This window comes from Reichenbachiella versicolor (assembly GCF_003171675.1).
In the GTDB taxonomy this organism is placed as follows: domain Bacteria; phylum Bacteroidota; class Bacteroidia; order Cytophagales; family Cyclobacteriaceae; genus Reichenbachiella; species Reichenbachiella versicolor.
Genome location: NZ_QFZQ01000005.1, coordinates 120,870 through 135,454, shown reverse-complemented (window position 1 = coordinate 135,454; position 14,585 = coordinate 120,870). Strand labels below are relative to the sequence as shown.

14 protein-coding genes are annotated in these 14,585 nt (G+C 37.6%); 8 read left to right on the top strand and 6 right to left on the bottom strand.

What is annotated here, in order from left to right:
• Positions 1 to 29 precede the first annotated feature (29 nt).
• The 5 genes from DKG80_RS11070 (at position 30) to trhA (ending at position 5,780) form a co-directional block, all read left to right on the top strand.
• A complete protein-coding gene (locus tag DKG80_RS11070) occupies positions 30 to 983 on the top strand; it encodes a hypothetical protein (RefSeq protein WP_109831407.1) in 954 nt (317 codons plus the stop codon).
• A 197-nt stretch (positions 984 to 1,180) separates the two neighbouring features.
• Positions 1,181 to 3,040 carry a hypothetical protein gene (locus DKG80_RS11065; RefSeq protein ID WP_162555826.1) on the top strand — a complete coding sequence of 620 codons (1,860 nt, stop codon included), beginning with the start codon at positions 1,181 to 1,183 and terminating at the stop codon, positions 3,038 to 3,040.
• 103 nt (positions 3,041 to 3,143) lie between these two features.
• Positions 3,144 to 4,112 carry a vWA domain-containing protein gene (locus tag DKG80_RS11060; RefSeq protein WP_109831405.1) on the top strand — a complete coding sequence of 323 codons (969 nt, stop codon included), beginning with the start codon at positions 3,144 to 3,146 and terminating at the stop codon, positions 4,110 to 4,112.
• Positions 4,109 to 5,074 (top strand): tetratricopeptide repeat protein, encoded by a 966-nt coding sequence (locus DKG80_RS21150; RefSeq protein WP_162555825.1) that lies wholly within the window; start codon positions 4,109 to 4,111, stop codon positions 5,072 to 5,074. Before DKG80_RS11060 ends, DKG80_RS21150 begins: the two co-directional genes overlap by 4 nt.
• Positions 5,075 to 5,141: 67 nt before the next feature.
• Positions 5,142 to 5,780, top strand: coding sequence for a PAQR family membrane homeostasis protein TrhA (gene trhA / locus DKG80_RS11050; protein ID WP_109831404.1), 639 nt, complete (start codon positions 5,142 to 5,144; stop codon positions 5,778 to 5,780).
• A 39-nt stretch (positions 5,781 to 5,819) separates the two neighbouring features.
• Here trhA and DKG80_RS11045 read toward each other — a convergent pair whose 3' ends face one another.
• From DKG80_RS11045 to DKG80_RS11030, 4 genes are all read right to left on the bottom strand, one after another.
• Entirely contained in the window at positions 5,820 to 6,359 is a 540-nt protein-coding gene (locus DKG80_RS11045; protein WP_109831403.1) for an NUDIX hydrolase, read from the bottom strand.
• Positions 6,356 to 6,721 (bottom strand): carboxypeptidase-like regulatory domain-containing protein, encoded by a 366-nt coding sequence (locus DKG80_RS11040; protein WP_109831402.1) that lies wholly within the window; start codon positions 6,719 to 6,721, stop codon positions 6,356 to 6,358. The genes DKG80_RS11045 and DKG80_RS11040 overlap by 4 nt, the downstream gene beginning before the upstream one ends.
• 230 nt (positions 6,722 to 6,951) lie before the next feature.
• Positions 6,952 to 8,976: an alpha amylase C-terminal domain-containing protein gene (locus DKG80_RS11035; protein ID WP_109831401.1), complete on the bottom strand. Its 2,025-nt coding sequence runs from the start codon at positions 8,974 to 8,976 to the stop codon at positions 6,952 to 6,954.
• Positions 8,977 to 9,258: 282 nt separating this feature from the next.
• Positions 9,259 to 10,146: a GNAT family N-acetyltransferase gene (locus tag DKG80_RS11030; protein ID WP_109831400.1), complete on the bottom strand. Its 888-nt coding sequence runs from the start codon at positions 10,144 to 10,146 to the stop codon at positions 9,259 to 9,261.
• Between the two features lie 627 nt (positions 10,147 to 10,773).
• Between DKG80_RS11030 and DKG80_RS11025 the strand changes: the two genes are divergently transcribed.
• Positions 10,774 to 11,919: a tetratricopeptide repeat protein gene (locus tag DKG80_RS11025; protein WP_109831399.1), complete on the top strand. Its 1,146-nt coding sequence runs from the start codon at positions 10,774 to 10,776 to the stop codon at positions 11,917 to 11,919.
• Positions 11,920 to 12,516, top strand: coding sequence for an IMPACT family protein (locus DKG80_RS11020; RefSeq protein WP_109831398.1), 597 nt, complete (start codon positions 11,920 to 11,922; stop codon positions 12,514 to 12,516).
• Between the two features lies 1 nt (position 12,517).
• On the opposite strand, the gene rlmN is transcribed toward DKG80_RS11020, so the two are convergent.
• Together rlmN and DKG80_RS11010 are read right to left on the bottom strand one after the other, a co-directional pair.
• Positions 12,518 to 13,582 (bottom strand): 23S rRNA (adenine(2503)-C(2))-methyltransferase RlmN, encoded by a 1,065-nt coding sequence (rlmN, locus tag DKG80_RS11015; RefSeq protein WP_109831397.1) that lies wholly within the window; start codon positions 13,580 to 13,582, stop codon positions 12,518 to 12,520.
• A gap of 26 nt (positions 13,583 to 13,608) precedes the next feature.
• Positions 13,609 to 13,827, bottom strand: coding sequence for a (4Fe-4S)-binding protein (locus DKG80_RS11010; protein ID WP_109831396.1), 219 nt, complete (start codon positions 13,825 to 13,827; stop codon positions 13,609 to 13,611).
• Positions 13,828 to 13,866: 39 nt separating this feature from the next.
• Between DKG80_RS11010 and DKG80_RS11005 the strand changes: the two genes are divergently transcribed.
• Positions 13,867 to 14,526 (top strand): DUF6134 family protein, encoded by a 660-nt coding sequence (locus DKG80_RS11005; protein WP_109831395.1) that lies wholly within the window; start codon positions 13,867 to 13,869, stop codon positions 14,524 to 14,526.
• Positions 14,527 to 14,585: the final 59 nt, after the last annotated feature.

Sequence of the window (14,585 nt, the reverse complement as noted above, 5' to 3'; positions counted from 1 at the left end):
GCGATTAAATTATTAAAATATATCCGCCGATGAGAATCGCTTCACTTGCACGCAAAATCAAGATCGCGCCCTCTAAAATATCAACCTATGCAGAGTCTATCGAGATAGACCTAAGTAAGGGAAGTAATACTAAACTCAATGATGAAGAAGTTCAGCAGATTCTTGACTATTTCGACAAGACTTTAGAGGAGCCGAAGCAAGAAGTAATAGAAAATATAGTTGCCGAAGTTCAAGTGCATGAAGAAGAAACTATAGCAACTCCTTCCTTAAAACAAGAAAGTATTATTCTAGAGGAAATAAATCTTGTGGAAGAGGTAGAAATAAGACAAGAAATAGAAGCACCTATAGTTTCTAATGAAAAAGTAGAAACTACCAAAGAGGAGGAAGTCATTCCTCCAGTTAAAGAATCAGTAGAGGAAAGTATAGTAGAAACCGAACGTTCTGAAGAAGTCCATTCATCCCTAATTGAGCGTAATGATGATGAAGTTGAGGATCTTTCATATGCAGAAAAACTGGCACTTGATGAAAATACAAATGTCATCAAGCCTAAGAAAGTACAACTTCAAGGACTGACAGTCAAAGGGAAAATTGATCTTCCAGAGCCAAAGCCGAAAATGGAAGCTTCCTCTGAAGAGGATAAGAAAAAAGAGGAAACTTTAGCTGCGACAGATGAAATCCGTTACACCAAAGGCCCTGATCGCAAGCGTAGAAAACCACAAGACAGAAGGAGAAGAAGAAAAAACAATATTAACCCAGTTGAAGCTGAAAGAAGACGCAAACAGCGAGAAGCAGAAATAAAAGAAGAACAACGAAAAAAGAAGGTTAAACAACAAAAAGCTGAACACTATCAAAAATTAATGGCTGATCAAAAGCCACCCACTCAAAAAGTCAAGAGAAAGCCTTCTAAAAAAGCCCCTCAACAGCCACAATTGGAACCTACTAACAATGTTTTTAAGAAGTTTTGGAGATGGATGAATACTTAACTTCAATTGAGTTTGAAACTTCATGATTCGCATTCTATTATCCTAAATAAGTTTCACTGAAGCACCTTCAAATATTGTTTGTTGTTAAGTGTTGTTCTTTTATCTCAAGAATCTCTTTTCTTATCTGACTGCTTAGATTCAAATACTACTAAGTTTTGTATTTTTGGCTGGTTCAATTCCTTGATGAAAAAAGTATGATGAGACACTTACTGATAATTGCATTTGTACTATCAACTTTCCTTTCCTACTCACAAGCAGATACAATTCCACAATTAGTCCTAAAGCGTAAATTCTATCAGACGCAAATAGGGGAATCTGTTTACTTTGAAATTAATAAAACAACTGCCGGCTCCCATATCGAAATGGACAATGCTCCTGAAGGAGCCATGTTAGATTCTACCAAGTTTTCATGGGAAGTGCCGAATGAGTACGTTGGACAGAACATTATAATCGATTTTAGACTTGTGCAAGACGGAAAACTGTTAGACAAAAACTCAGTTTTCATCTCCATTGATACCGAAACTAATCCTCCTACCTTTTTGATAGAAAGCAACCTTCCCGATGACAAAGGGATTTATCATTTGACTCCAGACACTAAACTCACGCTAAAAATCACGGCTGAATCACAAGTGTCAAGGAAAAAGGATAAAGTGAGTTTCGACTATTTCTTCAATGAGAACAAAAATCTTAAGTCTCTAGATAGTGTTAGTATTAATATTGATAATAATGTACTTACTCTTGAGTGGACACCTCTAAGATCGCAGTTGGATGACAAATATTATAGTCTTACTGTACTTGCAGTAGATGAAGAGCATCAAGTCAATGAGAAGAATATTCTATTCATCCTCAATAGAAATAATCAGCCTCCATATTTTATCTATCCTGTAATGGATGAATATTATATCTCACCAAGTGAAAAGCTTGAAATCGACTTAGCGGCCAGAGATCCAGAAGGTGATTCTTTACTATACAAACTGGATATTCCTACCAAAATGGGAAACCCCAAATTATCAGGAGATGGAAAATTTACTTGGAAACTGAATCAAGATCAAATAATGCGTTTAAGGCGATTCTTCCCTGTTGAAGTCACAGTAGAAGCAACAGAAATTAGCTCAAACAATCCGCATACCATTATCAAGAGATTTAAAATCCAAAAGAACGTAAGAAATCAACCTCCAAAAATTCTAAACCTACAAAACCAACGCATCAAAGAAGGGTTGACTTTCCAGAAAACAGTTTTTATCCAAGATGGAAATGATGATCCTCAAGAGCTAGAAATAGATATAAGAGGAGCTCCTAAAGGAATGGACTGGACATTCAAAGACAACATGTTGAATATAGAATGGACGCCTGGGTTTGATGTAGTAGGAGTGGAAATGAAACCAGAGTCTTTCGATATGCTCCTTATTGTCAAAGATCCTTTTGGATATGTTGACCAACGTGCCTTTACAATCACTGTAGAGCATCGTGAAGATACAGAATTGACTTATCGAACCTATATGGAATATAGGAACGATGCTGTGCAAATGGTGGAGGTTCTTTCACAAATCAATGCTGAGATGCAGGATAGAGAGTACAAAGTCCAAACCATCAAAAAAGGACTCTCAATCGTATCAATGTTCTCTGCGACCTATACTGCAATGGGTAATGTCTATGAAGAAGATGGTACTGCTCAGAAATTAGTGCCATATGTCGGTGCAGTGGCTATTATTGCAGGTGGTATCAATGCTTTCGGATTCAACGACTTTCCTAAATATGTGGATTTAAGAGAAAAGTCTTACGTGCTTCATCAAAAGTTAAGATACGTACTGGGTGTTTTAGGAGAGTATCGTATCGATGGGCCTAATAGTCCAAACCTAGAAAATGCTGAGTTTAGAGACCAACTTAGGTCATTTGAACAAAGTATGATTAACGACAAACTAGACTTCAAGCGCTACTATGCCAAGTTCCATACATTGAACTATGTCAAAAAGCGAATGAGCAGGGAAAGAAGAATTGCAGCTAAATACAACCGCAAGCCACAGGGTATATTGTTTTTAGATATGGACGAATTTTAGTCTAATCTACATTTCGAATGCTAAAAATTGTTAAATAGATTTTGGAAACCTTGGGCAAGTAGAGCGCTATTATATATTTGCCATTCATCGAAAAAGTGTACGCATGGTTTGGAGTGGTGAACTTGGAATACTTGAGTTAAGCTTCATTTTAATATTCATTATACTATACATCGTTTATCTCTGGCGAACGATCAGTGCTGCGCGCGCACTTAACTCGGGCTATCGAAGAGTATTTTACAAAATTCTGCTTCGAAGTTCCTTTTTCATACTTTTGATCATTTCCCTATTAGGACCATCATTCGGTGAATCTGAAAAAGAAATCAAGTCAATAGGTAAAGACATATTTATTGCAGTCGATTTGTCGGAGTCTATGAATGCATTTGACATTCAGCCTAGTAGACTCGAAAAACTAAAGTTTGAACTTAAAGAAATCATAAATGCTTTTGCATCCGACCGTATTGGTATAATTATGTTCTCAAGCGAGGCCTATGTACAATGTCCTTTGACCTACGACAAGAGTGCGCTAGGATTATTTCTGGAGACATTACATACTAGTTTAGTCCCTAATGCAGGTACAGACTTTGGACCACCACTGGAGATGGCATTGGAGAAAATTAATGCTGAAGAAGAATCAGTAACCCGCCAGACATCTAAAATTATTATTCTGATTAGTGATGGTGAAGACTTTGGAGATAAGACAGCCGATATTGCTAAAAAAATAGAAGAGCAGGGTATAAAATTGTTTACACTAGGAATTGGTACAGAACAGGGAAGTAAAATTATGACTCGCCGTGGATTCAAAAAAGATAAAAACAGTCAGGATGTGATTACTAAACTTAACTCTAGTTCACTTAGAAAGCTAGCTTCAGCTACCAATGGTCAGTATTTTGAAATCAATGCACAACAAAACGATGTCAAAAAGCTCATCAACAAAATAGATGATATCGAAGGAGAACTAAGAGATGCTAAAAAGATGGATGTTTCTTCTAATAAATACTATCTGTTTCTCTTAGCAGCATTAATTCTATTCTTGATCGATGCATTAGTAAGAACTAAAACCATGACAGTATGAGGGGAGTCATAGTGATAATATTGTCTTTAATAGTGTCATCAAGTTTGGCCAATGATATCAGTAAAATTAATGGCCTCAAGAAGGACGCTGAAAAGGCTTTTAAAGCTAAAAATTACGAAAAGGCAATCAGCACATACGCTACCTTGTTAGACTCAATGGATGTTAGTGATGATGCCTCCAGACTTAATATGGCTCATGCTCAATTTGAGACTCAGGACGCTGAAGGTGCATTAAAAAATTACCAGAAATTAGTCTTATCGAAAGATGATAAAATCAAGTCTTTAGCCTATCAGCAATTAGGGAACCTATCTAGTAATCCGAAAGATCTTAGCAAGGCCTTGTCCTACTTTAAAGAATCGATAAAGTCCGACCCTTTCAATGAAGCTGCACGGTACAACTATGAAATGGTCAAGAAAAAACTAGAAAATCAGGAGGATCAAAACCAAGATCAAGACCAACAAAACGAAGATCAAGAGAATCAGGACGAAGAAAATCAGGAAAACCAAGAGAATCAAGATCAGCAAAATCAAGAAGGGGATCAAGACCAACAGGATTCTGATCAACAACAAGACCAGGAAAATTCGGAGGAACAAAATCAAGAAAACTCTGAACAGAATCAAGATCAAGAAAGCCAAGACCAATCTGAACAAGAAAACCAAGATCAACAAGGTCAAGAGGGAGAAGAAAATCAGGATCAACAAGAACAGGATCAGCAACAAGGAGAACAAGGCGAAGAGGGTGAGCAAGAGCAGCAACAGTCTCAGGAAGGCGAGGAACAAGAGGAGCAGGAAGGAGAAGAACAAGCTACACCTAGCACTAAACAGAAGTTAGAAGAAATGAATCTTTCCGAGGAAAAAGCCAGAATGATCCTAGAAGCTCTCAAAAACAGTGAGATTCAATACATCCAGCAAAATCAGCGTAGATCTACTCAAAAGCAAGATAGTGGCAAGCCTGACTGGTAAATAGTTTTGCTCCACAATTGTCACAATTAATCTTATAAAATGTCTGTAATAATAAATTGCAGATCGTATGAGTAAACACCCTCAGACAAAATTCGAAGAGATTTTTAATTCTATCTCACATGGGGTTACAGCATTGCTGGCAATTGCTGGTTTGGTAATCTTGATAGTGCTCGGAGCTCAAAGCCAAAAAGAGTGGAGTTTATTCAGTGCTTTGATATATGGTATCAGTCTAGTTGTATTGTATACGTTTTCCACGTTATACCATAGTTTAACTAACAAGACCGCTAAGAAGGTCTTTGAAGTATTAGATCATATAGGAATATTTTTGTTGATAGCAGGAACCTATACACCAATCGTGGTTATGAGCATAGGAGGTACAGTTGGGTGGACATTTTTCGGAATTCAATGGGGACTCGCAGCCGTAGGAATTGTACTAAAAATATTCTTGACAGGTAAATATAATTTACTATCGACACTGCTTTATGCTGCTATGGGTTGGTCTATCATGGTTAGGTTAGATGCATTAAATGTAGCATTAAGTGAAGAACCGTATTGGTTACTTGTGGCAGGAGGACTATCCTATACTATTGGGATTATATTCTATATCATTGACTATAGAATGAAACTTGCTCATTTCATCTGGCATCTATTTGTTACTGCAGGTAGCTTACTTCATTATGTTATGATGGTCGTCTATATTATTTAAACATCCTTTTGAAGAGTTAAATACGAAGAGAAGCCACGATTAAAAGGTTGAAGTTTTCTCAATCATCCTGACCATTGATTGTTCTTGAAACGTCAGTTCTCCGACCTGTTCAATTGAAACCCATTGGAGATCGTTAGATTCATGATTCTTTTGAATTTTATCGAAATCATGTGCAATAAAAGCATACCGAACATCATAATGATCATGGGTAGGAACTTCTTTTCTTTCGGGAATAGTATGAATATCTAAATCAAAGAAACTCTCTCCAATCAACTCCAAATTAGACAGTCCCGTTTCCTCTTCAACTTCTTTTTGAGCTACTTGGAGTAGGTTTTGATCTCCATCTGCATGCCCACCAGGCTGTAGCCATCTATCCAATTTGGCATGATGAAGTAGCAATACCTGATTTCGCTTTGGGTGTAATACCCAAGCCGAAGCGGTTAGATGTCTATCCAGTAGATTTCTTTCATAAGCATTAGGATAGTCGAGTATATCAACAAAAAGAGGAACAAATTTTTGCTCCTCTTGAAAAGTAGTTGCGTAATTATTGAGCTGATCTAAGAAAATCTTTCGTGTCATTCAATGATGGTATTTACTTTATTAGTTTTTCCCTCAAGCAATGTATTAGTCAGGACACCAGCACCGATATTCGACTTCTTATCAAGCTCAGCAAGAACGTAATATGGAATCGGCTCTAAATTCTTGAACTTAACGATTCCTTTCTCATCAGTCAACATAGTCTCGGTAACAGGGTTAGTTTCGGCTTTATAATCCTCTTTGGTCTTGTACAAAGTTACTTTTGCACTCTCTACAGGATTTCCTAGTTCATTGAGAACTGTGATTTTAAGAGATGTCGGTAACAGACCAATGTTGGCTCTGAACGAAGAAAGGGTCAAAAATGAAATAATTAGGAATGAAAATACTTGTAAATACTTATTCATAGCTTTGAAATTTATACTAGCCGATTTCCAGCACAAACCGTACCAGATACGAATCTAAAAATGAAAGTATTCCTACCCAAGGGTACGGAGTAGCTTATGAAGAGAAATTATACCTCTCTATATTCGAAAAATTAACTTAATAAGTTCCTTTCTACGATTAAAATTAGTCTAATGGGGAAATACAAAAGTCCTTTGATCATAGAAAAACCTTCTTGTAAAAGAAGAAACAGCTAGTTTACCTTTTTCAACACTTGAACACTTCTACTAACTGTATATATGCTCAGCTGATTTCCATGTTCTGTTTTTTCAGTAATAAAAGTCGTAGACGGGTCTATTCTAGCATGACCACCTAATTGTCCAGCATCAGAATCTAGAATAATTTCATACGTCCCTTTCTGATTACTTATGAACTTATAATCTGGGATAGATTTATCCGTACTAAAATTGAATACGAAAAGGAGATTATTCCTCTCGAAGACTATTACCTTATTCTCAGCATCCATATTCAATTGTTGAGCTCCATAGGCTGACAAAATATCATTATCCTTTATCACTGAAATCATTTCCTTGTCAAAATTATTCAGATATTGATATTTCAGTTTTTTGTTATCCACTAAGTGCCACTGTCTACGAGCGTATTTATAGCTCCAGCCATTACCCTCTCTAGGGAAATCAATCCACTCAGGATGACCAAACTCGTTTCCAATAAAGTTCAAGTAACCTTCGCCACCCAATGCCGCGGTGAACAGACGTAGCATTTTGTGAAGAGCCATTCCTCGATCTATGATTAGATTATCATCGTCCTTGGACATGTGCCAATACATCTCTTTATCCATTAGCCAAAAGGCCAAAGTTTTGTCTCCTACAAGTGCTTGATCATGCGATTCTGCATAAGCTATGGTTTTCTCTTTGTATCGACGATTCGTCAATACGTCCCACAGTTGATGAATGTCCCATCCTTCATCGGGCGTATGTTTAAGTAACTTGATCCAATAGTCAGGAATCCCCATGCCCAATCTATAATCAAAGCCAATTCCTCCTTCAGCTACTTTTCTAGATATACCTGGCATTCCACTCATATCCTCAGCTATTGTGATAGCTCCAGGTTTGATTTCATGGGCTAATTCATTGGCCAACTGAAGAAAGCAAATAGCATCCCAGTCTACCATATCTTTGAAATATTTATCGTAATGGTCAAATGAGACATGATCTCCATGATGATGGTACATCATAGACGTCACGCCATCGTAACGGAATCCATCAAAGTGAAATTCCTCAATCCAGTATTTTACATTGGAAAGCAGAAATTGAAGAACTTCAGTTTTGCCATAATCGAATAGTTTAGAATCCCAGCCTAAGTGATAACCTCTACCTCCTTCATGGAAGTACTGTGCGTCAGAACCATCGAAATTATTTAGCCCTTCGGCAATATTCTTGACTGCATGAGAATAGACAGCGTCCATGATCACGGCCACTCCAGCATTGTGTGCTTTATTGACTAAGTATTTAAGATCTTCTGGGGTGCCAAACCTAGATGACGGCGCAAAAAAATTAGATACGTGATAGCCGAAAGATCCATAATAAGGATGTTCTTGAACCGCCATCATTTGCAAGCAGTTGTATCCATTATCTACGATTCTAGGTAGAACATTATCAGCAAACTCTCTATAGGTGCCGACACCTTCCTTTTCTTGAGCCATGCCAACATGACATTCGTATATTATTGGTGCCCCTATAGAGGAAGGATCAAATTTCTTATCAGTCCAGCGAAATGCTTTAGCCGGCTTCCAAACTTGACCAGCAAAGTCATGCGTATCCGGATTTTGAACCGCCCGCTTGATGTAAGCAGGTAATCTATCGTTGACATCAAAGCCTTTTTGTACTTGTACCTTTAGTAGATCCTCATGTTTAATAGGATTGTCTGAATTGTCATCAATAAAGATACCCCATACACCGTGCTCATCTTGGGTCATGGGGTGAGTTAAGGGATCCCAATTGTTGAAATCGCCAATAAGAGATAGAGAATCTGCAGCAGGTGCCCATTCTCGGTACCACCAGCCTTTTTCACTCTTATCATAATTCAACCCAAAATAGGAATCAGCCGAAGCAAATTTCTTTAGAGAATTGTGTGATTTCTTGATTTGTTGAAGGCGATCTTTATAAAAGTCGTATCGTTGATTAATCTCATATTCGTAAGGTTTTAACCAGCCATCATCAGTGATCAACTGAAGTTCTGGAGTTTCTATTGTTGGCATATAGTGATAAGGTTTATTTTACCGAATTGGTCATTAAATATAGTATTTAGATATCACTACTAGATAGGGGCTGCTGAAAAACAGTTGAAAGAAGTTGAAAATGCTCTTTCATTCACCACGCTATGTTGATATAAAGATTAAATACTATGAAAGTGCAAGATGTATTGAACAAAACCTCAAAAAAGAAAGTAGAGAAATCTTCTAGTTTGAGCAAGGGTGAGTTTCTCATCAAGCTCTAGATACCAGCACCAGTATTTCTAAAATAGGGTCAAAACCTCGAAATCAATACAAAAGACCACCTTTGGTCCTTAGACTCAAATGAAATGAGTATCTGTCTGTTCTTATTCCCCCCATTCTTTCTTTGAACTGAATCAATGAAAATTGTGGTTTTCCATGAATAGAAGATATTCCTAGATCAATGACCTTATATCGATCCGCAGAAAACCGATAAAGCTCAGAAAACAAAAAGCTCAGTGGGCTGTAAGAACTAAATTGTCTATCAAATCCAGGTAAATATGAATAGATGACATGTTCATTTACTTCAATAGTGACCAGTGCCGCCATAATTTGGCCATGTTCATCTCGAACCGTATACATATTATAATGATCTGGAAAATTATTGACCAAGTTGTTGAACTTAACGGCATCTATATTGATAACGAGACCTTGTTGATCTCTACACCTTGATAAGAATTCATGAATTTCTATAGCTACATGAGGCGACTCTTGTACAAATGAAAATCCACTTTCCTTACACTTTCTGATTCTTCTTTTTTGCATAGGGTCGAGAATAATCTCTCCATCTTTTAACAAGACATGGTGATTGATCTCGCTACTCAATTGAAACTCATTAGTGGAAAATGCTTCACGTAAAGGCAGACTAGCAGGGTGAAAAAAATCTGGTGCTTGTTTGATAATACACTCACTAATATTTTCCGCTCTCAAAAAATCCTTCAATGACTCTACAAAGAATGAAATATCTTCTTGTATGAAAGTATTGGCAAATTCTACTCCAGCATATGGAGTCATCGGCAAGCTGATAGCCAAAGCAGCGTTATTTTCTGCTCTTGAAAAAACTATTTTAGAAATTTGACCATCTCGCTTCCACTCAAACTCCAGTGTATTGAGTATGCCGTTAATTCTATGAAATGAGGATTTGTTAAAGATCATTAATGCTAGACAAGTCTGTTAGTATCAATTCCTTTGACCTAAGTGAATACATTAAACCAATCGCCACAGTTATTCTGAGAGGCCGCTAGAGAAGTCCAGGTGATTTGAGTCAAATAATGACTCGGATAAACATAAAATCTCAATACTCTAGAAGCCGATTTGGCTCGACAATATTAACATAGGTTACATAATTGATATTCGGATTCGTTTTATTCTCTGTAAATTTAAACTTCGCCAAGATACTACGTTACTTAATTAAGTCCCTTTAACCTCTGCTCTATTATTTTTGTTCCACACCTCACTCGTAATTTGAACCCTCACCGCAGCCTGCAGCGGACTTTCAGACTTACCCGAAACCTTGCTGCAACCTGCAGCGACCTGTCGGGAAGACCTGAAAGCTTCCTGCAACCTGCAGCGACTTTTCAGGAACATCTGAAAGCTTCCTGCAACTTGCAGCAGACTTTCAGGAACGTCTGAAAGCTTCCTGCAGCTTGCAGGAGACCTTCAGATTGAAAAAACTATACTAATCATTCAAACGGGTACGTTTATGATTTTGGACAGGAATAATGATTATCCTCCGAATTGGCATCTAATTTGATGAGAACCTTATTTTTGTAAGCTAAACTAATGGCATTGATCATTCGAACATTACTTTTAACAACGCTCGCCTTATTTACGCTCGAAGTAGGATACTCTGAGAATTATCCTGTCTTTGATAGTCCTAAAATACTAGCTATCATGGACTATGGTGGAGATTTTATCTACAATGAGCAATACGATTCTGCAGAATATGTCATAGACTCATTAGAAGTTTTGATTCCTGATCACCCACTGATTTTCATGATGCGAGCTTTCAATGTATCATGGAAAGACCAACCCATTCGTACCACTAGCATCTATTTTCCTGAGCATCGTGCATATCTTGATACATGCTTAATGATGTCCGAAAAGCTACTGGACAAAAACCCTAAAAATCTTGAAGCCAAGTTTTTTAAAATGTCTGTTCATGGTCTATATGCAGAGTATTACGCCAAAGAAGGAAGTTACATGAAGGCCATGGGACATGCCCAAAAGACTTACGGACTTATCAAAGAAACCATGGAGAAGACTGATGAAAGTTCTGAACTGTACTTTCTTGCAGGTTTATACAATTACTTCCGAGAAAAATATCCAGAACGTCATCCAGTCTATAAACCGCTGCTATGGTTCTTCAAATCAGGAGATATAAAGCTGGGGCTGGAGCAATTAGATAAGGCAGTTTACGATTCTAAAATCGTCAAAATAGAGGCTTGCCTTTACGCCTCGTACATTTACTTGAGGTATGAAAATAACTTAGACAAGGCAGGACAATATCTCCAGAAAATCAATGCCGAATATCCAAGAAATAAATATTTCAAGGCCAAATACTTGGAATGCCTAGTACGACAAAAGAAATACGATGAAGCATTACCATTGATAGATTCATTAAAACAAAGTGAGGTTCCGTATTATCAACTGTGTGGATATACATATGAAGCTATCTATACAGAAACAAAGCTTCACGAAATCGAAAAAGCTGAAGAGCTCTATCTCAAGGCGATTGAAAATGGTATTAACTGTGTTCGCAGAGGAGAATACTATAAAAGTTTAGCGTATTTAGGACTTGGTCGTATTACAGAGTCAAGGAATGATCACCAAATCGCTGCTGCGTACTATAACAAAGCCATCGAAGAAGATGATGACCCTAGAGTATCTGCGGAGGCTAGAGAACGATTGAAAAGACTTAATTTATAATTGAGAGTTTACAATACCATTCAAGAACCCACCGAAGGACTGTACAAGGAAAAGGGTAGCAAATTTTTATCATTCGCATATCCTGTGGAGTCTGTCGATCAGGTAAGAGGAATCGTCAATGAGCTCAAAAAGGAGCATTATGAAGCAAGACATCACTGTTTTGCACATATCATCGACCATGCTGAACAACAAAAAGTTCGAGCCAATGATGATGGCGAACCGGGACACACCGCAGGCGACCCAATATTAGGACAGATCAAATCTTTTGAACTAACCGATGTATTGGTTGTAGTAGTAAGATATAGTGGAGGTACAAAACTAGGAGTCCCAGGATTGATCAATGCCTACCGAACTGCGGCTCAAGATGCCTTACAACAAGCTGAAATCATAACTGTAGAGGTCAAATCCAAGTTCCATTTAGAATATGGCTATGAAGTAACCAGTGAAGCCATGCGAATCATCAATGACTTTCAAGTTGATATTTTGGATCAGCAGTTTACCGAATCTTGTTTGCTAACGGGAAAAATTGAGCCAGAAAAAGTAAATCCTCTAAAAGATAAGTTGAGCCTGCTGGGGCTAAACTTAATAATAGACTGAATTACGACTTCTTGTTAGCCAGCTGTCCACAGGCAGCATCAATGTCTTTGCCCCTGCTTTTTCTCACATGAACATTCACACCACGATCTGTTAGATACTTCGAAAATTTATCAAGCGTGTGTTCATCAGCCTTTTGGTAATTAGCCTCTGAAATAGGATTGTACTCAATGATATTGATACGCGCAGGCACTCTTTTCCAAAATTCATATAACTCCTTAGCATCTTGGATAGAATCATTGAAATCGTAGAATAAGATGTATTCAAAAGTTATCTTGTTTCCAGTCTTCTTGTAGAAGTAGTTCAGGGCATCACGCAACGCATCCAATGTATTAGTCTCATTGATGGGCATGATTTTATCACGCTTTTGATCATTAGCGGCATGAAGTGACAGAGCAAGGTTAAACTTCACTTGATCATCCCCTAGTTTCTTAATCATCTTAGCTATGCCAGCTGTAGATATCGTAATTCTTTTAGGAGACATGTTTAGCCCATCAGGAGAAGTAATCCTTTCCACGCTATCCAAGACATTCTTGTAATTCAGCAAAGGCTCTCCCATGCCCATATAGACAATGTTCGAAAGCGGAATGTCAAAATGCTCCATTGACTGATTATGTACAGCCACTACTTGGTCGTAGATTTCTCCAGCGTCTAGGTTTCGAGCACGATCCATATAGCCCGTCGCACAAAACTTACAACTAAGAGAACACCCTACCTGAGAAGAAACACAAGCTGTCGTACGGCTATCCGTAGGAATAAGAACGCTTTCTACCAAGTGGTCATCATGCAGTTTGATAGCTGACTTGATAGTCCCATCAGTACTTTTCTGAGAGTGATCTATCTTGACAGCATTGATTACAAAGTCCTGCTGTAGGCGCTCACGAGTCGTCTTAGACAAGTTGGTCATTTCATCTATAGATTGAGCAGACTTTTTCCAAATCCATTCTTTTATTTGCTTAGCTCGAAATGGTTTCTCACCGATTTCTTTTAGATAGGATTTGAGATCCTCGTCAGATACCTTGCGAAGATCCTTTAATTTTTTTGCCTTTACTTCCACAGATTGACTCATCGTGCAAAGATAGAACGATTCCTTCCTTATTGATCTCTCGAACCCACAATTGAAATCGCTCCTGACGGACATTTTTTTACTTGAGCCTCAATTTCATCCAATGAAGCAGCATCCATATCTATCCAAGGAGTCTCCTTAGGCTTAAAAACTTTGCTAAGCCCTGCTACGCAAACTCCCGAATGAACGCAAATACTTGAATCCCATTTGATGGTTAATCCGTCTTTGGTGTAATGTCTAATTGGCATAATGATTGGATTTTATGTTAAGAAACCATACGTAAATTTATGGAAGCAGTTAAATTGCCAGTTCTATTATTATCAAACATCCTAAATTTAACATTGTCAGTCAAGCGAATATTTGTCTTCATCCTGCTAATACATGCTGTATCTGGTCTTAAAGCACAGTCTTTATACTACGATATCATCAAAGGAGATAAAATAGCAGGATACATGACTGTTAAAAAAGTAGTCTCTGGAGATAAGATAGATTACAGCATAGAAAGCCGAACAGCAGTCAGAGTAGTTTTCATGGTGAAGGTAAATTATGATTTATTTGAAAACTTTGAGAATGGCGTGCTCATAGGCGGAAAATCAAAGAGTACATTGAATGGAGCTACCCAAAAGAGTACTATTATCAAAAAGTATGATGATCGCTATGAGTTCGAACTAGAAAGTGATCGTGTCACATTGCATCAAAAAGAAATTACATATTCTATACCGGAGATATATTTCTCCAAACCCAAAGGTCACGTAAAAGTATTTTCTCAGGTGTTTGCACAGTATTTAGACTATGAAAAGATCAATGAGAACACATGGGTGTTAATCTCCGAAGATGGCAAAAATGTATCTACCTACAATGATGATGGGATATTGGAAATGGTCAATATTTCTAGAGTCTATGCCAACTTCAACCTCGTATTGAACAAAGAAAAATCAGAATTCTAGAGACCTAGAATCACTTCATTATGCAGCAGTCCAACAATTCAAACCATATCAGCCTGAGT

What these genes read in the sequence shown, in the direction of transcription:
- DKG80_RS11025 (WP_109831399.1), top strand. Translation starts at nt 10,774, where the DNA reads ATGGCATTGATCATTCGAACATTACTTTTAACAACGCTCGCCTTATTT.
- DKG80_RS11035 (WP_109831401.1), bottom strand. Translation starts at nt 8,976, where the DNA reads ATGCCAACAATAGAAACTCCAGAACTTCAGTTGATCACTGATGATGGC.
- DKG80_RS11010 (WP_109831396.1), bottom strand. Translation starts at nt 13,827, where the DNA reads ATGCCAATTAGACATTACACCAAAGACGGATTAACCATCAAATGGGAT.
- DKG80_RS11045 (WP_109831403.1), bottom strand. Translation starts at nt 6,359, where the DNA reads ATGACACGAAAGATTTTCTTAGATCAGCTCAATAATTACGCAACTACT.
- DKG80_RS11070 (WP_109831407.1), top strand. Translation starts at nt 30, where the DNA reads ATGAGAATCGCTTCACTTGCACGCAAAATCAAGATCGCGCCCTCTAAA.
- rlmN (WP_109831397.1), bottom strand. Translation starts at nt 13,582, where the DNA reads ATGAGTCAATCTGTGGAAGTAAAGGCAAAAAAATTAAAGGATCTTCGC.
- DKG80_RS11040 (WP_109831402.1), bottom strand. Translation starts at nt 6,721, where the DNA reads ATGAATAAGTATTTACAAGTATTTTCATTCCTAATTATTTCATTTTTG.
- DKG80_RS11005 (WP_109831395.1), top strand. Translation starts at nt 13,867, where the DNA reads ATGGAAGCAGTTAAATTGCCAGTTCTATTATTATCAAACATCCTAAAT.
- DKG80_RS11060 (WP_109831405.1), top strand. Translation starts at nt 3,144, where the DNA reads ATGGTTTGGAGTGGTGAACTTGGAATACTTGAGTTAAGCTTCATTTTA.
- DKG80_RS21150 (WP_162555825.1), top strand. Translation starts at nt 4,109, where the DNA reads ATGAGGGGAGTCATAGTGATAATATTGTCTTTAATAGTGTCATCAAGT.
- DKG80_RS11065 (WP_162555826.1), top strand. Translation starts at nt 1,181, where the DNA reads ATGAGACACTTACTGATAATTGCATTTGTACTATCAACTTTCCTTTCC.
- trhA (WP_109831404.1), top strand. Translation starts at nt 5,142, where the DNA reads ATGAGTAAACACCCTCAGACAAAATTCGAAGAGATTTTTAATTCTATC.
- DKG80_RS11030 (WP_109831400.1), bottom strand. Translation starts at nt 10,146, where the DNA reads ATGATCTTTAACAAATCCTCATTTCATAGAATTAACGGCATACTCAAT.